Source organism: Dialister sp. i34-0019-2H8 (assembly GCF_042846925.1).
Classification (GTDB): Bacteria; Bacillota; Negativicutes; order Veillonellales; family Dialisteraceae; genus Dialister.
Map to the genome: position 1 here is coordinate 823,326 of NZ_BAABYQ010000001.1, position 22,686 is coordinate 846,011.

The window sequence follows — 22,686 nt, forward strand, 5'->3', positions numbered from 1 at the left end:
CTGCAAGAAAGATCTCTCGTCAACGCTTCCGATGACGACGGCGCGAAGCGTTATCAAAATTCCGCGGCGCTTCCATATTTTTATGCGCCGCACCACCACTCCTCACTCCTAACTCCTCACTCCTAACTAGAACAAGCGAGAGGCTTTCAAACGTAATCAAGGGGCGGGACGCCCCAAGGGCTAACCCTGAACCTGTTTCTAATGTCAATCCTGCTTTATAAAATAGTTGACCAATGGTTTACAACTGATTATAATAAGGAAAAATAGTAAACCAAACATTTCCTGTATAGGGGGCATTTCTATGCGAAACGAAATTCTGGATTATTTCCGCAAAGCCAATGGTCAGTTTATCTCCGGCGAGCAGATCTCCCGGGATCTGCATGTGTCGCGGACGGCCATCTGGAAGCACATCAATATTTTAAAAGAACGCGGTTATATTTTCGAGTCCAGCACGCGCAAGGGCTATCGATTGATCTATGCGCCGAATCTTTTGACACCGCTGGAAATCGACAGCGCGCTGCACACGGAGACCTTTGGTCGTCATGTGGTCTATCTCTCCAGCACCACATCGACGAATGAAGAAGCGAAGAAGATCGCGCGCGAGGGCGCGGAAGAGGGGACCATCGTCGTAGCGGAGGAACAGACGGGCGGTCGCGGACGTCTCACGCGCTCCTTCTACTGCCCCTTTGCGAAAGGGATCTGGTTTACGCTGATTCTCCGTCCGAAATTCTTCCCGCTGGAAGCGTCCAAATGTACGCTGATGGCAGCCGTGGGTGTCTGCCGTGGGATCCGCCGTCTGGGTCTTCAGGACGCGGGCATCAAGTGGCCGAATGATATTCTTTATCACGGCAAGAAGCTGGTCGGCATCCTGACGGAAATGTCTGCCTCCATGGAAAAGATCGACTACATCATCATCGGTGCCGGTATCAATACAGGGATGAAGAAAAGCGAATTCCCGGAGCTCTTCCGTGAAAGTGCCACCTCTTTCCTGGCAGAGGGGATCGATGTTTCCCGTAAGGATCTCCTCGCTGCCATTCTGGCAGAGCTGGAGAAGGAGTACGAGATCGCACAGACACAGGGCTTTGACAAGGTGCTTGAGGACTGGAAAGCTCTCTCCATCACCTTAGGTCAGGATGTCCGCGTCATCATGGGCGAGGAAAACTATACCGGCAAGGCGGTCGACATCGATAAGGATGGCTGTCTCCTTGTCGATACCGGTGAAAAGGTCGAGCGCGTCATCGCAGGCGATGTCTCCATCCGCCCGATCGATGCGCCGCTCCCGAAACGATAAGTGCGGTTGGCAGGTAAGTGGTGAAAAACAAACGGGTTCTGAAGGGTCAATGGGTTCAACGAGGGGCGGCGCAAAATAATATGGGAGCGCCGCGAGTTCAGAAATAGTAGCATTCTCGTATCGTTCCTCTTTCTATTTGCGGCTGAGCCGCCACCACAAGTTTGAAAGCAGGGATGAGTGGCTGGGGAGCGGGAGTGACTGGTAACTAGTGACTGGGGTTCTTTGGCATTGTCATCCCGAGCGTAGCCGAGGGATCTTTACTGCACTGCAGAAAATCAGCGTGTATGTGCTGAGGAAAAACGGTGTCTTGGTACTGTCTCACATCAGGCAATGAGCTTACTGCCATAGAGATTTCTCGGCTACGCTCGAAATGACGACGGCGCGAAGCGCTATCAAAATTCTGCGGCGCTTCTGGTTTTTATGCGCCGCACCACCCTCGCCCTACCTATAGAACCCGCTGAACCCTGAACCCTTATTCCTCATTCACGAAAGAAGGTCTTTCCTTTGGAAAAAGGACACATGCATGATATGATCAGTGCCGCTTTATTTGCGGGCATTATGGCGATCCTGTCACAGTTTACATTCCCCATCGGTGCTGTGCCGATCACGCTGCAGAGCTTCGTCTGTGCGCTGGCCGGCGGTGTACTGGGACGGAAGTGGGGCGCGATCTCCATCGGATTATGGCTTCTCCTTGGGATGCTTGGCATCCCGATCCTTACCATGGGGAAGGCTGGCATCGGCATTTTCCTTTCTCCGGTCGGCGGCTACTATCTGGGCTTCGTCGTCATGGCCTGGCTCTCGGGCTTCCGCCTGGCACAGAAGGGACACTTCGTGCGCCAGATCGCCTGTGCACTGGCCGGTCTTGTCTGCTGCTATGCTCTGGGGACGGTATGGTTCATGGGCTATTTCCAGTACGGCCTTGACAAAGACATGCCGCTGTGGACGGCGCTCACCATGACGGTATTCCCCTTCATCGCGTTTGATCTCATCAAAGTCATTTTGGGTGTCCTTGCCGGTACCCGTATCCGTCAGGCGCTGCATCAGGCAGGATTCTATCCGTCCTTGGAGCATTGAGCGCGTAAAGACGTATTGATCTCACCTGAGAAGCAGTGTGTCCTTAAAAACGTTTCATCTCATTTTGAGGTGAGACGTTTTATTTTGGATTCGGTATCAGACCTTCTTGCTGCCAGCCAAGCATCCCTTCGTATCTCCCATCCCGCCTCTTTTTTATTCATAACTCTTTCTGCATGGGATTTTTCATTCATATCAGAATAATCATTTTTCTCTTGACAGAATGGAAACTTTGTTGCATGATACACATGGTAACAAGGGGGATGATTTCAGAAGGACAAGAATACCCCTTGAAATTATTGGCTATGCGCCATTCACTTGGAGGAGATGCACATGCTTCTTGCTTTTGATGTAGGAAATACGAATATCGTCTGTGGTGTATATAAGGATAGAAAATTGATCCGTCACTGGAGGGTAGCGACTGATACCCTCCAGACCGCGGATGGATACGCTGCACTGCTGGGCAATCTTTTCCAACTGACTGGTCTCAGCTTCAAAGAGGTAGAAGATATTATCATTTCTACTGTCGTCCCTCCGATTATTCCTATTCTGGAAACGATGTCTCAGCGCTACTTCCATACCAAGCCGATCCTTGTAGGACCTGGCATCAAGACAGGGCTGAATATACTCTATGATAACCCGAAGGAGCTTGGGGCTGACCGTATCGTGAATGCCGTAGCTGCCGTGGATGAGTACAAATGCCCTCTGATCATCATCGACATGGGTACTGCGACTACGTTCTGCGTCTTAGATACCAAGGGGAACTATCTGGGTGGTGCTGTTGCACCGGGCATCGGGATCTCCATGGAAGCCCTCTTCCAGAGAGCCTCGAAGCTTCCTCGCATCGAGCTGGTCAAGACGCCGAGCATCATTTGCCGCAATACCGTTTCCGCGATGCAGGCAGGGATCTATTACGGTTTCGTCGGACAGATCGATGAGATCGTGAATCGCATCAAAGAGGAACTGAATGAGAAAAATGTCAAGGTCATTGCGACCGGCGGTCTTGCCACTCTCATCGCGAAGTCTTCGAAGACCATCGACATCGTGGATCCGATGCTGACACTGAAGGGGCTTCTTGTCCTGTATGAAAAAAATAAAGCGGATAAGAAGAGAGAAGCGTAAGAGAGTGCCCGATTTACAGGTCCTGCGCTGCTCCCCGCAGGATCCTTCCGTCATGAATCCATGAGGCCTCCGGGGGGAATACGGATCCAATCATGACTTGATTGGATTTCGCGTTTTCCCGGAGGCAGATATTTCTGCATTTTTTCTTTTTTCCCTCTTGCAATTTCTACCCGTGTCGTGTATAATTATTTGCACATGGCCGGTTAGTCAAACGGTTAAGACGCTGCGTTCTCAGCGCAGAGAGTATGGGTTCGAATCCCATACCGGTCACCAAAGTGAAAGCGCCTCGATTCGAAAGGATCGAGGCGCTTTTTGCATGACATGGGGAATAAAGAGCCCCCAAGGTACATGGGGCGATCCCCATGAGGGAGTCTCAGCTCCCTTCAAGGAAACACATACTGCACAAGTCCCATGTAAAGGATCGTGCCGGCGGCCATGGAGAGCATCATCTGCCGTTTCCAGAGGTGGAGCAGCGTGGTCACAAGGAGAGCAATGGCTTCCGGGATACCATGATTTCCTGACAGCAAAGAAACATCCTTCAGGCAGTACACGACGAGGAGTGCGAAGACAGCAGACGGCAGCGCTTTCCCTAGATAACGGATGTAGGAGGGAAGAGATGCCCCGGGCTTAAAAAGGAGAAAAGGAAGGGAGCGAGAAAGCATGGAGGCGAGAGAGCAGAGTGCGATGATGACGCACTGCTGCCAGAAGGGAAGCGGGCTCATCAGAAGCCTCCTTTCTTTTCCAATGGCTTACGATACAGTGTCATGATGAGGAGCATGAGGCCCATGGCGGGCAGGATGAAATTCTCTTTTCCGAAAAGAAGAAGGCTGCCGATGGAGGAAGAGAGTCCGATGAGGGCAGTGTAGTGCTTCTTCTCTTTCATCCACTGCTCAAGGAAGATAACGAGGAACATGGTCGTCATGACGAAAGAAAGACCTTTCGTATCAAAGGAAATAAGGCCGCCTAAGAGACCGCCGATCGCTGCGCCCGAGCACCAGTACAGGAAATTTAAGAGAGAGACCCAGAAGTAGAACCAGCCTTTGTCGATCGAGTAGGGGATGGTGGCAGAGTAGTTCAGCGCGAATGTCTCATCACACATCATATAAATGAGGAAGGGTTTCTTCCAGCCGGTGCCGGCGTATTTCTCCAGCATCGGGATCCCATAGAAGAGGTGACGTGCCTGTACGGTGAAGGCGACGACGAATGTCTCGATCGGGGCAAAGGAAGAAAGCAGCATGGAGATGGTGACGAATTCCAAAGAGCCGCCGAAAATGATCGCGGCCATTGCCATGGGATAGACCCAGGAGAAGCCGAGTGTATTCATATAGAAACCGTAAGCAAAGGCGAGAAACCAGAATCCCGCGAAAATGGGGAGTGTCAGTGGAAAGGCCTCTGCCAAAGCCGCCATGGCGGCGCCATTTTTCCTCATCATAAGAGTCCTCCTAAAAACTGTTACGATGGATGAGAGTTGAATACCATCATAGACTATTTGGGGGAGAATGACAAGGGAAAAGGGGTCAGGGGCAGCCAGTGGGGCGGGGCGGCCCTTGATTACGGATGAAAGCGCTGCTTCGAGTGAGGAATTAGGAATTAGGAATGGAGGCGGCGGCTTCGCTGCGATCGATGACGAGGTCGCAGCTGTTCTGGCATTCGTTATCTCAAGTGCGACGTTTCTTGCCGCTCAGGATGACGAAACGGGGCGATGTCCGAAGGTAGTATTCAAGTCACTGGTCGCTCGGCGCTCCTCATCTCCAATCCCTAATCCCTAGGATCCTAAAATTGTGGTACAATGAAAAAAAGACTATACCAGCGATCAAGAGTAAAGGAGAATACCTATGGAACCCAGCGTTGTCACGAAGGTCGTCACAGACGAGCTCAGCATCACCACCCGCTTCATCAATGGACTGAAGGAATTCGCCATGACGCGCGGGATCGATTTCCTAGAAGCACTCATCATTTTTATCATCGGCTACATCATCTGCCGCAACATCCGCCGCGCGGTCGCGCACATTCTGGAGAAGAGCGACGTGGATCCGTCAGCAAAGACCTTTATTGAAGAGATCATTTTCTTCTTCTGTCTGGCCATCGTCGTACTGGTCGCTCTGGGAACGGCAGGCGTCGGTACAGGGACTCTCGCGGCTGCTTTCGGCGGCGTGGGTCTGGCGATCGGTCTTGGGCTCAAGGATAATATCGGCAATGTAGCCTCCGGCATTTTCATCCTCATCTTCCGTCCCTTCCGTGTGGGCGACTACATCCAGGTCGCTTCGAATCAGGGCACAGTGACGGAGATCAGCATCATGTATACCATGCTTTCGACGCTGGGAAATCAGCGCATCGTCATCCCGAATTCCTCTCTGACGAGCAGCGTCATCAAGAATTTTTCTGCCTATGATACCAGAAATCTGGAGATGACCTTCGATGTCGGCTATGACACGGATCTGAAATCCTGTGTGGAGCTTCTCAAAAAGATATTCACAGAGGATGCGTATGTGGTCGATAAGGAAAAGCTCACCATCTATGTGAGCGGCATGGCTGACTCCTCCATCCGCATCTATGTCCGCGCTGCCGTAGAACGTGCGAAATACTTCGATGCGCAGAATGACCTTTACATCCGCGTGAAGGAGGCCTTCGATGCAGCGGGGATCGATATCCCCTTCCCGCAGCTTGTCGTGCATCAGGCGGAGAAGGAGTGACTGGTGACTAGTGACTAGTGACTGGTGACTTACATGCCATCTTCGAGCATCGCCCTATTTATACTCCGCGGCGCTTCTGATTTTTATGCGCCGCACCACCATTCCTAATTCCTCATTCCTAATTCCTCATTCCTAATTCCTCATTCAAGCAGAGCTTTCAAACAGAATCAAAGGGCGAGCTGCCCCGTGGTCTAACCTTGAACCTTTCCTTCATTTGCCAAATCTTCTTGTTTACGCTATAATCTATATAATGATAAATTTCGATATGGAGAAAGAGGAGGATACCTATGACAGATGTGATCATTATCGGAGCAGGCCCGGCGGGCCTGAATGCAGCGCTCTATGCTGCGCGCAAGGAGCTTTCTGTACAGGTCGTATCGACGGACATCGGCGGGCAGATGCTTCTCACGGGAGAAATCGAGAACTATCTGGGGCTGCCGCATATTTCTGGCTTTGAGCTGGCAGACAAGATGGAAGCCCATGCGAAAGAGTATCCGGTAGACTTTGTCTTTGCCGGCGTTCTTTCCACAGAAAAAGACAGCGAGGGACATTTTCTGGTGCATCTTGATGATGGCAAGGTGCTTACGGGAAGAACCCTGATCGTGACGGCAGGAAAACGCAGCCGCACACTCGATATTCCCGGCGAAATGGAATATACCGGCCGTGGCGTCAGCTACTGCGCGACCTGCGACGGTCCTTTCTATCGAAAGAAAGACACGGCAGTCGTCGGCGGGGGAGACAGTGCGGTGCAGGCTGCAATCGAGCTGTCACGTCTGGCGAACAAGGTCTACCTCGTGGTCCGAAGCCGCATCCGTGCTTCGGAGATCATTGCACGTCGCCTTGAGGGGCTTTCCAATGTAGAGATCCTTCTGGGGTATACACCGGAAGAAGTGAAAGGCGAGAAGAAAGTCACGGGGCTGGTCGTGAAGGATCGCGCTGACGGTGTGACAAGAGAGCTCTCGGTGCAGGGGGTCTTCGTCGAGGCGGGAGGTTTGCCGAATAACCAGTGCGTTCCTGCGGATGTCAGAAAAAATGCAGCTGGTGAGATCGTGACAGACAAGGGTGGATGTACGAATGTAGCAGGCTTCTTTGCAGCAGGGGACGTGACAGACTCTCCCTACAAACAGGTCATCATTGCTGCTGGGGAAGGCGCAGCGGCGGCACTCTCGGCTCATGAATACTTGTTGAGGCAGTAGGTTTCGGGCAGTGCTTTTTGGGGAAACGCGGATCTGATCTGATCATGATAGGATCCGCGTTTCCTAAACAAGATGAAACCATGGATCAAATTTCCGTGACCGGCCATTCTTGTCCCATTCCCGGTCAATGATGAAAGAAAGTGAACAGATGCGAGTTACGAAAAAGATCAAAGAAGAGCAGCTGAAGCGTCTCTCTGAGGTATACCATGACGATGGTACGATGCTTCATTTCACCAGTCCTTTTACGTTGCTGGTGGCGGTGATCCTGTCAGCGCAGTGTACGGATAAGCGGGTGAATGTCATCACCGGCCGCATTTTCCCGCGGCTTGCAAGTCCAGAGAAGATGGGAGCGCTCCGTCAGGAGGAGCTGGAAAACGAGATCCGGGACTGTGGCCTCTATAAGGCGAAGGCGAAGAACCTGCTCGGCATGTGTCACATGCTGATCGAAAACTATGGCGGCGAAGTGCCTGAGGATTTCGATGAGCTGGTGAAGCTGCCCGGTGTCGGACGAAAGACGGCGAATGTCGTCCGCTCTGTCGCGTGGGGATATCCTGCCATTGCGGTCGATACGCATGTCTTTCGCGTGGCGAACCGGCTGAAACTGGCGGTAGGTACGACGCCACTGGAAGTGGAGAAGGGGCTCATGAAGGCCATTCCGAAGAAGGACTGGTCCGCTGCACACCACTGGCTCATCTGGCATGGCCGCCGCGTGTGTACGGCGAGGAAGCCTGCCTGCGAGACTTGCTTCCTGCAGGATATCTGTCCCTCGTGCACGGTGGGGAAGAAATAGAGAAGGGCGAAATGATCTTCGGGTCATTTCGCTTTTTTATGAGTGGGGCTCAGTATGGGGAGAGGATCAATGGGAAGTCCTGTCCCCTTTTGTGTAAAGCCTCGCACTGATTCGCCCTTTTTAGGTGACGGGCTTTATTTCTCATTCCTGATTTGAGCAGCGCTTTCATTCGGGATCCGTGGGGAAAGGCACAAGAGATGCGCGGGGTCCCTTCTCCCCTTTCCCTGTCAGCGCCAATATTGTATAATTTCATAGATACATTCTACGCATTAGCAAAAGAGGAGACGTCATGAAGAGACTGTTTTTAGCGATTACCAAAGGGGAAGAGATCCGTTTCCTGGGACATCTGGACTACCTGCGTACCATGGAGCGCGTGGTGGTTCGTTCAGGGATCCCGATCGCCTTCTCGGAAGGCTTCAATCCACATATGAAAATTTCCCTTGACTCGGCGCTGGCCGTGGGGGTCACAGCGGATCCGCTCTATATGGAGATCAAACTTGAAAAGGATATGCCCATCGAAGAAGTGAAGGAGCGTATGCAGCGCGAGATGCCAAAGGGCATGACCATTTACCACATCGAAGAAGCGGCACAGGAATGGCCGAAATTCGTAGCTTTTTTCAATGAAGACGCTTATGAAATGGAAGGTCCTGTGACGGAGGGGGCGGATGCCGAAGCGGCAAAAGAGGCGATAGCCCGTTTCAATGCGCTTCCATCCTTCATCTACCAGCGTGTCACGCCGAAAAAGGTCCGTGAGATGGATGTAAAGCCGATGATCATGGAGCCGATGAAGGTCCGTATCGAGGGGGAAAGAGCGTATCTCACCTTCTCTCTCATCCGCAGCAATACAGGTACGGTGCAGCCTAAGGATGTATGGAAGATGCTTGCCGAGTCCTTCGGCCTTCCATGGACGCCGGATGCCTTCATCTGCTCGCGTACCGGGACGTATCGGAAGGAAGAGGGGGAGAGAAAGACGCCCTTTGATCCCGGTGTCTTTGATGCATGGGTCAAAAAGAAATGAAACAGATACTGCTCCATGTGACGGAAGAGGAAAAGGTGCTTGCTGTCCTGGATGAGGGCGTACTTTCGGACATTTCTGTCGAAAAAGCAGAGGAAACGGATCTGGTGGGGCGTGTGTACAAGGGCGTCATCCGGAATGTCGTGCCTTCGATCAATGGGATGTTCATCGATATCGGTATCGGTAAGAACGGATTCCTCCGCACGAAAGATATCCTGTCCAAAGAGCCGCATACCGAGGGGGCATCTGTCCTTGTGCAGGTGGAGAAGGACAGCACAGAGACGAAAGGTCCGCTCCTGACGGAGAAGATCTCCTTTGCTGGAAAATATGCGGTGGCTCTCCTTGCAACGAACTATATCGGGATCTCCAAGAAGATCCGAAGCGAAGAGAAACGCGCATCGCTCAGAGCTATGGCGCGTGACATATGTCCTTCCGGTATGGGAGCCATCGTGCGCACCGCGGCAGAAAAGGCGGAGACGGAAGAGCTTCGGCGCGATCTGTCTGCGCTTTCTGCTGTCGGAGAGATCGTCAGCCGTCGCTTCAAGGTGGAGAAGGCGCCTAAGCTCCTCTACCGTGACGGCGACCTCGCGGTGAAAAGTCTGCGTGACTACATGACGCCGGACGTCGAAAGCCTGATCACGGATGACAGGCCGACCTTTCAGCGTTTGAGGCAGCTTGCGGAAGGAGAAGGATTCCCCGCAGAAAAGATCCGCTGCTATGAAGGAAAGGAGCCGCTCTTCCATGCCTCTCATGTCGATGAGCAGATGAAAGCACTCTTCGATCGCGAAGTACCGCTCCCTTCCGGCGGCTCGCTCGTCATCGACTACACGGAAGCACTGACTGCGATCGATGTGAATTCCGGCTCCTTTCAAGGGAATATGCCTCATGGGGAGTTGGCTTTTCTTCTGAATCAGTCCGCTGTGAAAGAGATCGCCCGCCAGATCCGCCTGCGTGGGATCGGCGGCATCATTCTCATAGATTTCATCGATATGGAAAGAAAATCGCAGGAAGCCCGTCTGGTCGAGCTTTTGAAAGAAGAAGTGCGGAAAGACCGCGTGAAGACCGTCGTCTGCGGCATGACCTCGCTGGGCCTTGTCGAGATGACAAGAAAACGTACGGTCCATCGTCTTTGGCAGAATTACTATGAGACATGCCCTCTTTGTCACGGACAGGGCCGCATCCTTTCGGCAGAATCAGTGGCCCAGCAGATCCTAGAGGACTTGGAGCGGCAGAAAAGCCGTGCGCCTTTCCGAAGCGGTATCCTCATCCGCTGTGAAAAAGAAGTGGCGCATCGCCTCCATGCGCCGGACATGCAGGCGCGCCTTGAGTCCCTCGTTCATCATGATGTCATCATCGAAGACAATGTAAGCATGATGAGAGAAGGATACAGCATACTGGGAGCTGGAGACTAGGGGCTGGTGGTTTGTGGATGGGATCAGCCTTTCTAGGGGATCGACCATCCTATAAAAGAAAGGAAGAATCGGTATGATCGAAGACATTCACTCCGCCGCAGACATGGACCGTCTCGTCGCAGAGGGGGAAGGCTATGTGCTCCTGTGGCTTTGGGCGGCCTGGTGCCGCCCTTGCCAGGTCATGGCACCGGCCGTGCAGGCACTGGAAGAGCGTTTCGCGGGAAAAATACGGGTGGTGCGCATGGAAGTCGATGAGCAGGAGGAGCTTGCGGAAGGCTTCGGTCTCGTCGGCGTGCCGACCTTTATCCTGTATAAGGACGGTGAAGAAAAAGGCCGCATCATCGGTTATCGCATGAAAGCGAAATTCTTCGAAGAACTCGAAGCGATGATGATGGAGAATAAGGGCTAGGGAAACGCTGATTCAATCGCAGAGTCGAATTTCATATGGATTTTTATACATAGCTTCGTCATCATCTTCCTTAAATAGCTCGCTATTCGCGTCAGATGATTCTTTGCTCTGTATAAAAATCCAAGAATGAAATCTGACAACGATTTAATCAGTGTTTCCCTAGGAAACGGTGGCTCGCCGCCTTCGCTGCTTTCCTTGCTGAAGGCGCTGAACCCGTGAGCCCTTTTCACCGGATACGCTTGAAATTTTCAAGCGTATTTTTTTATTTGCCTTTTTCTATACAAACCTTGCCTTTTCATGCTATAATGACACCGTAAGATGATACATGCAAAGAGACCTGTCTTTGCATGAGTGAATTTCTCGACAAGTGAAAGCTTAGCGAGCTGAAACGCCAGTATCTTTTGCGGCGGATGATTCATTCATGCGGAGGCAGGTTTTTTGATGGTATCAATCAAAAGCTGTTTTTGCTGAGGAGGAATCATCATGGCAAACGAAGTGACTATGGAATTTGTACAGGGTATGCCGAAGGCAGAGCTGCACCTGCACATCGAAGGAAGTCTGGAACCGGAGCTGAAGCTCGCACTTGCCCAGAAGAACCATGTGGATATCGGACAGTCCACCATTGAAGAAGTCAGAAAATCTTATCAGTATGACGATCTGGCTTCCTTCCTCGCTGTGTACTATCCGGCGATGAATGTGCTTCAGACGGAAGATGATTTCTACGATCTCGCGATGGCGTACCTGAAACATGCGAAGGAAGAGAATGTCCGTCATGTAGAAATTTTCTTCGACCCGCAGGCACACACCAGCCGCGGTATCGCATTTGAAACTTTCATCAAAGGTCTCTACCGTGCGACGGTCGATGCGCGTGCGATGAACATTGATGCTCGTCTCATCATGTGTTTCCTGCGCGACCTCTCCAGAGAGTCTGCCAGAAAGACGCTCGAAGAAGCCCTGCCGTACAAGGATATGTTCATCGGTGTCGGCCTCGACTCGGATGAGCACAACAATCCTCCGATGAAATTCTTCCCTGTCTTCGTCGAAGCGGAAAAGGCCGGACTGCGTCTCACAGCCCATGCGGATATCGACCAGAAGGACTCCATCGAGCATATCCGTGACCTTTTGGAAGTCATCGGCGTAGAACGTATCGATCACGGCACGAACATTGTCGAAGATCCGGATCTCGTCGACTATGCCGTAAAGCATCAGATCGGCTTCACCTCCTGCCCGCTGTCGAATTCCTTCGTTCGTCCGGAAATGAAGGGCCCAGAAATCAAAGAGCTCCTCGAAAAGGGGGCGAAGATCTGCATCAATTCGGATGACCCGGCATACTTCGGCGGCTACATCAGCAAGAACTACTATGAGCTGGCCCGCCAGTTTGACCTCACCAAAGAACAGGTCGTTCAGCTTGCTAGAAATTCCTTTGAAGCCAGCTGGATCAGCGAAGAGCAGAAAGCGATCTATATCGCTGAGCTCGAAGAATACGCGAGAACGCATTAAGAAATGAGGAATGGGGGATAGCTTTCCGCCCACCCTTCCGTAAGAAGGGATGAGAATCGCGGGCTGCTTCATGGTATGATGACGGAGCATTGCATGAGCATACATATAAGATCAGACTCTGCGATTTAATCAGTGTTTTTTCTAATTGTCTGTTTTGCTTTTTAAAACGAGGGATACGCATCCAAAATGTCTGATACTACATCTCACGGTCTGCTGGATCGACTGTTTCATCTGACCGAGAACAAGACGACGGTCAAGAGAGAATGTCTGGCCGGACTCACGACCTTTGTCTCAATGGCTTATATTTTATTTGTGAATCCCCAGATCCTGGGGGATGCCGGGATGGACGCAGGGGCGGTCTTCACCGCTACCGCACTTTCGGCGATTTTGGGCTGCCTTCTCATGGGATTCCTTGCGAACTATCCGATCTCCATCGCGCCGGGGCTTGGTGACAATGCTTTCTTCACCTACTCCGTCGTCCTTGCCATGGGGATGCCATGGCAGCAGGCGATGGCAGGGGTCTTCATCGCTTCCATCCTGTTCACTGTCGTTTCCATTTTCAGGATCCGTGAGATCATCATTGATGCGATCCCGCAGGATCTGAAATATGCGATGGCAGCCGGCATCGGTATCTTCATTTCCTTCGTCGGCCTGCAGGGCGGCGGCATCGTCATTGCAGATCCGGCGTCCATCATTTCCATCGGCTCCTTCAAGGTACCGACTACCTGGCTCACCATCTTCGGTACCCTTGTGACCGCGCTCCTGATGGCGAGAAAAATCCCCGGCTCCATTTTCTATGGCATCGTCATCACCGCGCTCGCCGGCCTTGTGACAGGCGTCATCGCACCGCCGGACAGCATCATCTCCATGGCACCGTCTCTCGCACCGACCTTCGGAGTCGGCGTGACGCATATGGGAGCGATCCTGACGGATCCTACCATGTGGGCGGTCGTTGTCATCTTCTTCCTGGTCGCTTTCTTTGATACCGCAGGCACACTCATCGGCCTCGCACAGCAGGCAGGCTTCATGCACAATGGCAAGATGCCGCGCATCGGCCGCGCACTCATGGCAGACTCTCTCTCCATGCTCGCCGGCGCTGTCATGGGGACGACCCCGACGGCAGCGTATGTCGAGGCTTCTGCCGGCATCGCGATGGGGGCGCGCACAGGTCTTACCGCTGTCGTCGTCGCGATTCTTTTCGGCGTCAGCATGATCTTCTCGCCGCTCCTTGCCGTCGTCACAGCGAATGTCACCGCTCCGGCGCTCATTGTCGTCGGCGTCCTTATGGCATCGGCGCTGAAGGAGATCCGCTGGGATGAGTTCGAGATCGCGCTCCCGGCCTTCCTGATCGTCATCGGCATGCCGCTCACTTTCAATATTTCCTATGGCATCGCCTTCGGCTTCATTTTCTATCCGCTCGTCATGATCGCTGCCGGTCGCAGAAAAGAGCTGAACTGGATCATTTGGCTCATGTTCGTCCTCTTCCTCTTGCTGCTCGCGACACTGACGATGTTGAAATTCTGATGAAGCTTGGCTTCTGGGCCTATGAATCTAAGGAAATGCGGAAAGCGATCGGATCCTTACTTTCGTGAACCCGCTGAACCCACTGTACTTATAGAACCTGTTTTTTACAAAGGAGAATCATATGCTGACTAGAGAATTGCTCGCTTCCTACATTGACGCCGGCGCTGGCCGCATCAAAGCGGACCTGGCGGTCATGGGCGGTACCCTGATCAATGTCAATACCGGTGAATACTATCAGGCGGACGTTGCCATTTACAAAGGCAAGATCACGGCGGTAGAGAAGGATATTTCTGATTATGTCGATGATCATACGAAGATCATCGATGCGAAGGGAAAGTATCTCGCTCCGGGGCTCATCGACTGCCACGTCCATGTCGAATGCAGCAAGATGAGCATGACCCGCTTCGCAGAAGCCGTCGTGCCGCATGGCACTACGAGCATCGTCAGCGGACTTGATGAATATATTTCCGTCATCGGTGTCGATGGGCTCGAGGATATTTTCAAAGAGATCGATGCGTCCCCATTGAAGGTTTTCTGGGCACTTCCGTACAAGACGCCCTACACCATCCCGAAGTCCACCATCGCGTACAATGTCACAGGGAAAGACCATGAGAGATATCATCAGGACTCCCGCTGCTACGGCATCTGGGAGCTCGTCCGTGAAGCCGTCATGACCAAGGATCAGGATACGCTGGATGCCATCGTCGAAGCAGAGAAGCGTCACCGTCCGATCTTCGGCTGCAGCCCGCTCGCTCGCGGCAAAGATCTCAATGAATATCTCATGAGCGGTGTCCGTGTCGATCATGAAAGCTACGATCATGAAGAATTTCTGGAAAAAGCCAGAAAAGGCATCCATACCATCATCCGTGAATCTGCAGTGACGAAATTCCTGAATGAAAATGTCCGTGCCATCACGGAATGCTGCCCGGGCATGGCGCGTCACACCAGCTTCTGCTCCGATGACGTTCACGCACGCGGCATCCTTGCACACGGTCACATCGACCACATCGTCCGTCTGGCTATCAAGGCCGGCGTCGCACCGATGACTGCCATCCAGATGGGCACCATCAATGCGGCGGAAGCCTATCAGATCGATGATCACGTCGGCTCGATCGCGCCGGGGAAAGACGCTGACATCCTCCTCGTCGACCAGCCAGGCACATTCCAGGTCGAGACCGTCATCAGCAAAGGCCAGCTCATCACCGAAAATGGAGAGAACCGTTTCGATTACCAAATCCCGGCGCGCCAGTCCTCCCTCACCGATACCGTGAAGCATGCGCTCCTCACTGCGGATGATTTTGCCACCCATGTGAATATCGAAGAGGGCACCGCTCTTGTCGAGACCATCCACAGCGTAGGTCCCTTCATGAGAAAGAGAAGAGATGTCGAACTGGAAGTGAAGGACGGCATCGTATGCCCGAGTGCGGAGAAAGACGTCGCCATGGTCTCCGTCATCGAGCGCTATGGCATCCACGGCCATATGTCCAAAGGCTTCATCTCCGGCTGGTCCTTCAACAAAGGCGCCATCGCGACCACGGCATCTCCGGATGACAACAACCTTGTCGTAGCCGGCGCGAGCCGCGAAGACATGGCACTTGCTGCGAATACCCTGATCGGTCAGGGCGGTGGTCAGGTCGTCGTCATCGATGGCAAGATCATCTCCTTCCTTCCGCTCCCGATCGCAGGCATTGCATCCGACCTTGCGCCGGAAGAGCTTGCGAAGAAAGAGATCGAGCTCGAGGAAGGCGCGAAGGAAATCGGCAGCAGCCTGCCTGATCCGATCTTCTACCTCTCCTTCCTTCCAATCACAGCGATCCCGGACCTGGCGATCACTGACGGCGGCTGCGTAGACTATACGAAGCTCAGATATTTCGATCCGATCCTCGAAGTGAAAGAGAACTGATTTGTATACAAAAGAGCGAAGCTTAAATGGCTTCGCTTTTTTGTAATCTTAAAAAGGGAAAGACATTATTCTGGGATTTCATTAAGAATAGACGGTGGTGCCGCCAGAAGAAGTTCAAAGATACGGCTGGACGATCTTGCAGCGTGGTGAATTCCTTTCTGTTTTCTTTCAATGTCTTGTATCCATCAGTGTTTCCCTAGAAATAAAATGTACTTGCTTTCCTCTTGACGTGGGTGCTTTCGTTTAGTAGTATGAATTTGTTTATCCTTAAGCGGTGAAAAAACATGCTGATACAATCTGAATATGACCGCATCCATATTTTCAAAATAGAAAGGCAGGACGGAAATGAAAGCACCTATCGAAGAAATCAATGCATTTGTCGATCGAAACAAAGAGGAAATGCTTCTTTTCTGGGAGCAGCTTGTGAACCGACAGGCGGGCTCGAAAGAAGTGGACCGTGTGAACCGCATCATGCATTTCCTGAAGGACCATTTTGAACGAGAGGGCATCGACTGCCGCCTTGTAGACAGCAAGGGGAGTGCGGATGTGCTGGTGGCGGAGCTCAATGCAGATGTCCCCGGTGCGCCGTTTCTCCTTTCAGGGCATTGCGACACTGTATTTCCTTCCGGCAGCTATCCGGAGGATCCCTTCCATATCGAAGACGGCTTTGCCAGAGGCCCCGGCGTACTGGATATGAAATGCGGGGTAGCACAGATCTTCTACCTTCTGGTCGCACTGAAGCACTTCGGCTATCGTGATCGTCCTGTCAAAGCCATCTTGGTCGGAGATGAAGAGACGAGCCATTATGGCGGTATCGCAGACCAGATCCTGAAAGACGAAGCGAAGGGGGCGCTGTGCTGCTTCAATATGGAAAGCGGACGCCTTGATCACTGCATGACCGTAGGCCGTAAGGGCTGCCTTGACTGCCACATCACGGTGCGCGGCGTCGCAGCCCATGCGGGAAATGACTATTTAAAAGGCAGAAACGCCATCGTCGAAATGGCCCAGAAGCTGCCGCTCCTTCAGGCACTCACCATCTTTGAGGAAGGTCTCACGGTCAGCGTAGGGACGATCAAGGGCGGCACCGTCTCGAATGCGGTCCCTGACTACTGCTACGCCGAGCTTGATGTGCGCTACAAGAAACAGAAGCATATGGACTATGTGAAGGAAAAGATGCGGGAGATCTGCGATAAAACCTTCATCGAAGGCACTACAACAACGATCGAATTTGTCGCGCCTATGCCTCCTTTCGAAGAAACGAAAGCCAATCATCAGCTGCTCTCTCATATCAATCGCGTCGCGAAAGACTGCGGCTATGAGCCCTTTGGCGCGATCTACGTCGGTGGCGGTTCGGATGCCTCCTATATCTCCAGTATGGGCGTGCCCACCGTCTGCTCCATGAGTGCAGAAGGCAGCGGCGCACATACCATGGAAGAAAAAGCCTCCGTCGAGAGCTTCTATTCCCGTTGGATCATTGCCCTCGCATCCATCATGGAAATCGATCAGTATGCGGGGGATCAGTGACTAGTGGCTAGGGACTAGTGACTGGGGATGAGGGTCTAGGCTCCCCTCTCAGCTGCGTAATGCTATTAAGTTAAGCGGCAGAACGTTCTTGGCTCCCCATCGGGGGAGCTGCCCGGAGGGCTGAGGGGGCAGCACTACGGTATATTGGGCATTGTTCGATGGCCGCTAGCATGCCCCTATTGCCTTCGGCACTTTCCCCGAAGGGGAAGCAAGTCATTACGGCACTGACAATTTCCTTAACTTAACAGCATTACTCAGATGCGTAGGCCCTTGGAGAAGGGCCGCGCCAAAGGCGCAGGATAGAGTGCCTCAAAGGGGCACCTCTCAATGAAGCGGAACGAAAGTGCATGTGCGATAAAGCTACACCCGTATCGGCATCTCCTCCTTGTAGAACGGTTAGCGCGCTAAGTGTGCTATTTTATCACTGCTTCAGGGGGACGTCTTACGCTTATTTCAATATTCCGCGGTGCTTCTAATCTTTATGCGCCGCACCTTCCCCTCAGAACCTATTGCCCCTTTTTCCTATCATGCCCCTCTGCGTTTCACAGCAAACCAAGACAACAGGAGAATCATATCTAATGAAAGATCAAGTGAAAGCATTCAAAGCACCCAGCCCGATCATCATACTGGTGTGCGTCATCGTATTCTGCGCCATTGCGAGCTACATCATCCCCGCGGGCGTTTATGACCGAGTCAAGGACGTTCAGACCGGAAAAATGGTCGTCGACCCGTCTACCTTCCACTATGTAGCGCAGAAACCGACAGGATTTCTCGATTTCTTCACTTCTATCAATAAAGGATTCAAGGGCGGTATCAGCATCATCGCCTTCCTCTTCATGGTGGGCGGCTCTCTCAATATCCTTGCCAAGACCGGTGCCATCGTGGCAGGGCTCAGCGCTCTCGTTGAAAAGCTGAAGAATCGGAGCGTCCTTCTGATCCCCGTCCTCATGACCACGCTTGCCACCTTCTCGACACTCGCCGGATGCAACGAGGAATACCTCGCCTTCACGCCTCTCGTCGTGAGCGTCGCACTCGCACTCGGCTTCGACTCCTTGACCGCGCTTGGCATGCTCTTCTGCTCGGTCGCAGCCGGTTATGGTGCCGGATGCACCCAGCCATTCTCCGTCGGCGTCGCACAGGGCATCGCGGGCGTTCCGATCTTCTCCGGCCTGCCATACCGTATGGGTATCTTTGTCTTGCTCCTCGTGCTGAACATTTCTTATGTCATGTACCACGCGCGCAAGGTGAAGAAAGACCCTAAGAGCAGCCCGGTCTATGAGATCGACCTGCTGAAACGAGACAAGATCGATCTTTCTACCGCAGAAAAACTCTCCACACGGCAGGCCATTTGCCTTGGGCTCCTTGGTCTGAACTTCGTTTGCATCATCGTCGGTGTGCTGAAATTTGATTTCTATATGAATGAAATCTCTGCGATCTTCCTCATCATGGGCATCCTCTCCGGTATCATCTGCCGCCTGCACCCGAATGACATCTGTGATGCCTTCCTCGAAGGCTGCAAGGGCATGATGCTCCCCTGTCTCGCTGTTGCGATGTGTAAGGCAGCCACCATCCTTTTGGATAATGCCAAGGTCATGGATACCATCATCTACTACCTCGCCGGCATGCTTGACATCTTCCCATCCTCCATTATCGCCTTCGGTATGTTCATCATCCAAGACTGCTTCAATCTTCTCGTCCCCTCCAGCTCCGGACAGGCGGCCATCTCCATGCCGATCATGGCACCGCTCGCTGACATCGTCGGCCTCACCAGACAGACCGCTGTCTTCGCCTTCACCTTCGGCGATGCCTTCACGAACTGTATTACCCCGGCCTCCGGTGCCACCATGTCCTACCTCGCCATGGCAAACGTCCCCTACAAAAAATGGGCGCGCTTCATCCTCCCTCTCATCGGTATGTGGTGGATCGTCGCCTTCTGCTTCCTCACCTACGCGACCGCCATTCACTTGGGGCCGGTGTGAGCAGGAAACGAATTTCATAATATGAGTAGCCCCCTTCTCCAAGGGAGAACGTGTTTTTCTGCTTTCTCATGAAGTAAAGAACCATATGTCATAATATGAGACCATAATAAAATCCCTCTATAGAAACAGCTCTATAGAGGGATTTTATTATGATTACATATCGAGTTATTTCAATTTCGGGGGGGGGCAAATCTTTGACCTTTACACTGAGCGAATTGACATATTCATCCGGATCCTTTGTCGCCCAGTAACTGATGATGGGGAAGAGAAAGACATCACCATCGGGCACGAGATGATTTATCTTCATGAAAGCCGTCAGTTTTTCATAAGCCTCTTCTGCGTGGAGAAAGTACGCGCCCTTCGTCAGAATGGATAAATACAGCCCTGAGGGACGTATATAATTACATGCAAGGAGCGAACCCTCCTCACCGGACTGTGTCACGATAGCGGAAGAATGCTTGAAATTTTTCGAGAAAAAATCCTCCTCACGGATGACCCAGCCCGTCGGGTGGTCCTTGCAGAAGGAATGGGCGAAGGCTTCATGCACATGCTGGGCGCGTATCGCGATGGCATCGAACCCTCCGCGGTGCACTTCTGGGATTGGTGTCAAATACATGCGGCAGTCCGGATAACATTGCAGGAGCACTCGATTGAGTTCCATATGCTGACTGGATTCCAGTGTTTTTCGGTAGCAGGAAATGGCAGCGAGAAGCTGCTGAGTCTCCGACAGAGTTTGTTTACACAGCGATTCCCGCTCCTTCAGAATGCCGAGGATCTTATCACGCGAGCGATGCTCCAGAAACTCCTTGATGTGAGGGACAGAGATATCCAGTTTTCTCAGGAATAATATGATCTCCAGTGTCAGATACTGCGGCATCGCATAGTAACGATATCCGTTTTTAGCCACAAATTCTGGCGTAAGCAGCCCCATCTTATCGTAGTAAAACATCGTCTGCTTCGGAATCCCGAAGAGCTTGGCCAGCTCGCCAGCCGTATAATACTCTTTTTTATCGCTCATGCACTCACCTTTTAGATTTCATTACCGTATGACATTCATATACTTAATGATAACACAATAGTCGATGATATGAAAATAAAGATTGATTTCCCTGACATGAGAGGGGAATGGGTAAATTTTAAGAATGGGCTTGCTATTTGCATCCTTTCGTGCTACAATGACGGCATCAAGAGGTGAAAGCCCTTGAACCAACTGAAGAGGGAAGCAGAGCCTACGGGCTATTGCGCTGAATTCGGTGAGAATCCGAAACTGAGACCCAGCCGTGAAGGAAATTCATTTCCAAGTCGGATGCCGCCTGTTTCCAACATCCAAGAGCAAATCTGCGGGAGTCGTGTCTGCTTTCGTAGACTGGGTGCTGGTCACAGTCTCAGTCTACGCAGAAGTAGAAATCGATCCGCAGTTTTTTATTGCGGAAAACGAATGGATTTTCAAAGGCCTTGATCTATTTCTGATTTCTACTGCCTTCCTCTTTGTGAAAAGGAGAGCCAATGATGAAAAAAATTAAGGATGAAATCGCACGTATCGAAGGCGCGAAAGGAAACGTCGTCCTCGTGAACAAGAAATCCTATCTCTCTCTCCTGAAAGAGCTTTCCGTCCTGCGATTCAAAGTACACAGGGCGGAGAACTGGGAAACCCCCGCGGCAGTCGTTTCCCTTGTAAGACATGGTTATATGTATCAATACTGGTATCCGGAGAACAAACCGGCACAAAACAAAGGAGAACATAAAATGGCAGAACAGAAAAAAACCGAAGCAGTCGAAGTCAAAGTCGCAGCCGAAAAGGTAGCCGCTTTCCAGAAATATCTCGAAGAAAACAAGATCAGCGGATTTGGTCTGCAGGACTTCCAGAATGACGTTCATGCACAGGCATTCCGCAGCAACCTTCAGGTCGAAGGAACAAACCTGCCCTTCATGATCCTCTTAGACGACAGCGTATACACCATGCTCCAGGTCCAGGTCGCAGCCGGCCTTGCACAGGGCGACAAGAGAGAAAAGATCTGTTCCTTCCTGAATGACCTGAACGAACAGTACCGTATGCTGAAGTTCAGTGCTGACGCTGCTGGCAACGTCCTCCTCACCTGCTGCATCCCGGCTGGTGTACCGCACTTCGAACCGGCCCTCGTCATCGCTATCCTGAACCAGATCCAGGGCCTCCTCACTGCGACCTATCCGGAAATCATGAAACATCTCTGGGAAAAATAACAGGCATGCTGATTGGGTGATAGAGCTTTTGATTTCGATCGCTAACTGTCATCCGTTATCCAAGAAAGAAGGTAATTCTTATGAATATGAAAAAACTCGCCGTCGCCGGAGCGATGCTCCTCGCTGGCACCTTTGGCGCCATGGGGATGGCTGATGCAGCCACCGGCATCGTCAATGTGAATGTCGTCCTCTCCGGCAACGCCGCTTTCCAGAAAGCAGGAAAGACCGTAGCAGCAGAACAGCAGAAGCTGCAGAAGGAATACAACGAAAAATCCAAAGGCATGAACGATGCCGACAAGAAAGCCTTGGAACAGAAACTGAACCAGCAGCTCGCCCAGAAGGAAAATGAAGTCATGAAACCGATCCAGGACAACTTCAAGGCCGCTGTAGAAAAAGCAGCCAAAGCCAAGAAGATCGACACCGTCGTCGTCCCGGGCGGCATCATCTACGGCACCATCTCCGCTGACCTCACCGAAGATGTGAAAGCGAATATGAAATAAGGCGGCAGACAGTGCAGGCAATACCGCTTTGTGGTATGACCTCATAGCAGGTCAGCAGGTTCGGTAGGCTCCTTGGACGTGACGCACGAAAGCCGCTTTTCCCTCCTTCCTCTGGAAGGAGGTGGCGCGAAGCGCCGGAGGTTGGCCCCGCAATATGTAAGCTTAAAAGCAAGAATGGGTGACTGGTGAGTGAAATGCCAGCTCATGGCTTCTCCACCATCTATACTCTGCGGCGCTTTTCTATTTTATGCGCCGGACCACTCCTGTTGAACCTTCTGAACCCATAGAACCTTCTGAACCTTTTTCGCACGCAATCAAAGAGCGGCACGTACCGTGGAAAACCGTTTAAAGCTTACGCAGTTTTCGGGGCGATGCAGGGAGAGCACTTGTGATTTTCCCCTCCCAAGTGTTTCCTGCCTCGTCCCCTATGTAGAGCTTTCCCCTCTACATATCACTCCTTTTTCTCCTCTCTCTTTTTTCTTGAAAAAGCCCCTACAGATGTCAGCCTGACATCTGTAGGGGGCTTTTCATGTAGGA

General features: G+C 52.1%; 20 protein-coding genes and 1 tRNA gene. 18 read left to right on the forward strand and 3 right to left on the reverse strand.

Annotated features, from left to right (window positions below; genetic code table 11):
- Window positions 1–301: 301 nt before the first annotated feature.
- From ACGG9R_RS03365 to ACGG9R_RS03380, 4 genes are all read left to right on the forward strand, one after another.
- Window positions 302–1,291 carry a biotin--[acetyl-CoA-carboxylase] ligase gene (locus tag ACGG9R_RS03365; protein ID WP_390151441.1) on the forward strand — a complete coding sequence of 330 codons (990 nt, stop codon included), beginning with the start codon at window positions 302–304 and terminating at the stop codon, window positions 1,289–1,291.
- A gap of 504 nt (window positions 1,292–1,795) precedes the next feature.
- Entirely contained in the window at window positions 1,796–2,365 is a 570-nt protein-coding gene (locus ACGG9R_RS03370; protein WP_390151444.1) for a biotin transporter BioY, read from the forward strand.
- A gap of 330 nt (window positions 2,366–2,695) precedes the next feature.
- Complete coding sequence (locus ACGG9R_RS03375) at window positions 2,696–3,484, forward strand: type III pantothenate kinase (protein ID WP_390151447.1); 789 nt, start codon at window positions 2,696–2,698, stop codon at window positions 3,482–3,484.
- A 197-nt stretch (window positions 3,485–3,681) separates the two neighbouring features.
- A tRNA-Glu gene (locus ACGG9R_RS03380) sits at window positions 3,682–3,757 on the forward strand.
- A 110-nt stretch (window positions 3,758–3,867) separates the two neighbouring features.
- Here ACGG9R_RS03380 and ACGG9R_RS03385 read toward each other — a convergent pair.
- Complete coding sequence (locus ACGG9R_RS03385) at window positions 3,868–4,206, reverse strand: branched-chain amino acid transporter permease (RefSeq protein ID WP_390151450.1); 339 nt, start codon at window positions 4,204–4,206, stop codon at window positions 3,868–3,870.
- Window positions 4,206–4,916 carry an AzlC family ABC transporter permease gene (locus tag ACGG9R_RS03390; RefSeq protein WP_390151452.1) on the reverse strand — a complete coding sequence of 237 codons (711 nt, stop codon included), beginning with the start codon at window positions 4,914–4,916 and terminating at the stop codon, window positions 4,206–4,208. Before ACGG9R_RS03390 ends, ACGG9R_RS03385 begins: the two co-directional genes overlap by 1 nt.
- 403 nt (window positions 4,917–5,319) lie before the next feature.
- Between ACGG9R_RS03390 and ACGG9R_RS03395 the strand changes: the two genes are divergently transcribed.
- From ACGG9R_RS03395 to ACGG9R_RS03445, 11 genes are all read left to right on the forward strand, one after another.
- Window positions 5,320–6,177, forward strand: a complete 858-nt coding sequence (locus tag ACGG9R_RS03395) for a mechanosensitive ion channel family protein (RefSeq protein WP_390151455.1) — start codon at window positions 5,320–5,322, stop codon at window positions 6,175–6,177.
- A 287-nt stretch (window positions 6,178–6,464) separates the two neighbouring features.
- On the forward strand, window positions 6,465–7,373 hold the full coding sequence (locus ACGG9R_RS03400; RefSeq protein WP_390151458.1) for an NAD(P)/FAD-dependent oxidoreductase: 909 nt from the start codon (window positions 6,465–6,467) through the stop codon (window positions 7,371–7,373).
- A gap of 148 nt (window positions 7,374–7,521) precedes the next feature.
- Window positions 7,522–8,163, forward strand: coding sequence for an endonuclease III (nth, locus tag ACGG9R_RS03405; protein WP_390151461.1), 642 nt, complete (start codon window positions 7,522–7,524; stop codon window positions 8,161–8,163).
- Window positions 8,164–8,452: 289 nt separating this feature from the next.
- A complete protein-coding gene (locus tag ACGG9R_RS03410) occupies window positions 8,453–9,181 on the forward strand; it encodes a TIGR03936 family radical SAM-associated protein (RefSeq protein WP_390151464.1) in 729 nt (242 codons plus the stop codon).
- On the forward strand, window positions 9,178–10,590 hold the full coding sequence (locus ACGG9R_RS03415) for an Rne/Rng family ribonuclease (protein WP_390151467.1): 1,413 nt from the start codon (window positions 9,178–9,180) through the stop codon (window positions 10,588–10,590). The genes ACGG9R_RS03410 and ACGG9R_RS03415 overlap by 4 nt, the downstream gene beginning before the upstream one ends.
- A 73-nt stretch (window positions 10,591–10,663) precedes the next feature.
- The gene (locus tag ACGG9R_RS03420) at window positions 10,664–10,999 is read left to right on the forward strand and encodes a thioredoxin family protein (RefSeq protein ID WP_390151470.1); all 336 of its coding nucleotides are present in this window, start codon (window positions 10,664–10,666) and stop codon (window positions 10,997–10,999) included.
- A gap of 483 nt (window positions 11,000–11,482) precedes the next feature.
- Complete coding sequence (locus ACGG9R_RS03425; protein WP_022105334.1) at window positions 11,483–12,499, forward strand: adenosine deaminase; 1,017 nt, start codon at window positions 11,483–11,485, stop codon at window positions 12,497–12,499.
- A gap of 186 nt (window positions 12,500–12,685) precedes the next feature.
- The gene (locus ACGG9R_RS03430) at window positions 12,686–14,023 is read left to right on the forward strand and encodes an NCS2 family permease (protein ID WP_390151474.1); all 1,338 of its coding nucleotides are present in this window, start codon (window positions 12,686–12,688) and stop codon (window positions 14,021–14,023) included.
- A 121-nt stretch (window positions 14,024–14,144) separates the two neighbouring features.
- Window positions 14,145–15,926, forward strand: a complete 1,782-nt coding sequence (locus ACGG9R_RS03435; protein WP_390151477.1) for an adenine deaminase C-terminal domain-containing protein — start codon at window positions 14,145–14,147, stop codon at window positions 15,924–15,926.
- A gap of 345 nt (window positions 15,927–16,271) precedes the next feature.
- Entirely contained in the window at window positions 16,272–17,450 is a 1,179-nt protein-coding gene (locus tag ACGG9R_RS03440; RefSeq protein WP_390151480.1) for a M20 family metallopeptidase, read from the forward strand.
- 578 nt (window positions 17,451–18,028) lie between these two features.
- Entirely contained in the window at window positions 18,029–19,429 is a 1,401-nt protein-coding gene (locus ACGG9R_RS03445; protein ID WP_390151483.1) for a YfcC family protein, read from the forward strand.
- Window positions 19,430–19,517: 88 nt separating this feature from the next.
- Here the strand turns inward: ACGG9R_RS03445 and ACGG9R_RS03450 are convergent, their stop codons facing one another.
- Window positions 19,518–20,447 (reverse strand): MerR family transcriptional regulator, encoded by a 930-nt coding sequence (locus ACGG9R_RS03450; RefSeq protein WP_390151485.1) that lies wholly within the window; start codon window positions 20,445–20,447, stop codon window positions 19,518–19,520.
- A 331-nt stretch (window positions 20,448–20,778) separates the two neighbouring features.
- On the opposite strand from ACGG9R_RS03450, the gene ACGG9R_RS03455 reads away from it, so the two are divergent.
- The 3 genes from ACGG9R_RS03455 to ACGG9R_RS03465 all read left to right on the forward strand — a co-directional run bounded on the left by ACGG9R_RS03455 (window position 20,779) and on the right by ACGG9R_RS03465 (window position 22,149).
- On the forward strand, window positions 20,779–20,952 hold the full coding sequence (locus tag ACGG9R_RS03455) for a hypothetical protein (protein WP_390151488.1): 174 nt from the start codon (window positions 20,779–20,781) through the stop codon (window positions 20,950–20,952).
- Window positions 20,936–21,649, forward strand: a complete 714-nt coding sequence (locus ACGG9R_RS03460; RefSeq protein ID WP_390151490.1) for a hypothetical protein — start codon at window positions 20,936–20,938, stop codon at window positions 21,647–21,649. The genes ACGG9R_RS03455 and ACGG9R_RS03460 overlap by 17 nt, the downstream gene beginning before the upstream one ends.
- An 80-nt stretch (window positions 21,650–21,729) precedes the next feature.
- Window positions 21,730–22,149, forward strand: a complete 420-nt coding sequence (locus ACGG9R_RS03465; RefSeq protein ID WP_390151492.1) for an OmpH family outer membrane protein — start codon at window positions 21,730–21,732, stop codon at window positions 22,147–22,149.
- The last annotated feature ends 537 nt before the right edge of the window (window positions 22,150–22,686 follow it).

Bases quoted from the DNA above. Each gene is read 5' to 3' on its own strand.
- ACGG9R_RS03465 (WP_390151492.1), top strand. From the start codon at position 21,730: ATGAATATGAAAAAACTCGCCGTCGCCGGAGCGATGCTCCTCGCTGGC.
- ACGG9R_RS03400 (WP_390151458.1), top strand. From the start codon at position 6,465: ATGACAGATGTGATCATTATCGGAGCAGGCCCGGCGGGCCTGAATGCA.
- ACGG9R_RS03440 (WP_390151480.1), top strand. From the start codon at position 16,272: ATGAAAGCACCTATCGAAGAAATCAATGCATTTGTCGATCGAAACAAA.
- ACGG9R_RS03430 (WP_390151474.1), top strand. From the start codon at position 12,686: ATGTCTGATACTACATCTCACGGTCTGCTGGATCGACTGTTTCATCTG.
- ACGG9R_RS03385 (WP_390151450.1), bottom strand. From the start codon at position 4,206: ATGAGCCCGCTTCCCTTCTGGCAGCAGTGCGTCATCATCGCACTCTGC.
- nth (WP_390151461.1), top strand. From the start codon at position 7,522: ATGCGAGTTACGAAAAAGATCAAAGAAGAGCAGCTGAAGCGTCTCTCT.
- ACGG9R_RS03390 (WP_390151452.1), bottom strand. From the start codon at position 4,916: ATGATGAGGAAAAATGGCGCCGCCATGGCGGCTTTGGCAGAGGCCTTT.
- ACGG9R_RS03375 (WP_390151447.1), top strand. From the start codon at position 2,696: ATGCTTCTTGCTTTTGATGTAGGAAATACGAATATCGTCTGTGGTGTA.
- ACGG9R_RS03420 (WP_390151470.1), top strand. From the start codon at position 10,664: ATGATCGAAGACATTCACTCCGCCGCAGACATGGACCGTCTCGTCGCA.
- ACGG9R_RS03415 (WP_390151467.1), top strand. From the start codon at position 9,178: ATGAAACAGATACTGCTCCATGTGACGGAAGAGGAAAAGGTGCTTGCT.
- ACGG9R_RS03365 (WP_390151441.1), top strand. From the start codon at position 302: ATGCGAAACGAAATTCTGGATTATTTCCGCAAAGCCAATGGTCAGTTT.
- ACGG9R_RS03460 (WP_390151490.1), top strand. From the start codon at position 20,936: ATGATGAAAAAAATTAAGGATGAAATCGCACGTATCGAAGGCGCGAAA.
- ACGG9R_RS03450 (WP_390151485.1), bottom strand. From the start codon at position 20,447: ATGAGCGATAAAAAAGAGTATTATACGGCTGGCGAGCTGGCCAAGCTC.
- ACGG9R_RS03445 (WP_390151483.1), top strand. From the start codon at position 18,029: ATGAAAGATCAAGTGAAAGCATTCAAAGCACCCAGCCCGATCATCATA.
- ACGG9R_RS03435 (WP_390151477.1), top strand. From the start codon at position 14,145: ATGCTGACTAGAGAATTGCTCGCTTCCTACATTGACGCCGGCGCTGGC.
- ACGG9R_RS03410 (WP_390151464.1), top strand. From the start codon at position 8,453: ATGAAGAGACTGTTTTTAGCGATTACCAAAGGGGAAGAGATCCGTTTC.
- ACGG9R_RS03425 (WP_022105334.1), top strand. From the start codon at position 11,483: ATGGCAAACGAAGTGACTATGGAATTTGTACAGGGTATGCCGAAGGCA.
- ACGG9R_RS03395 (WP_390151455.1), top strand. From the start codon at position 5,320: ATGGAACCCAGCGTTGTCACGAAGGTCGTCACAGACGAGCTCAGCATC.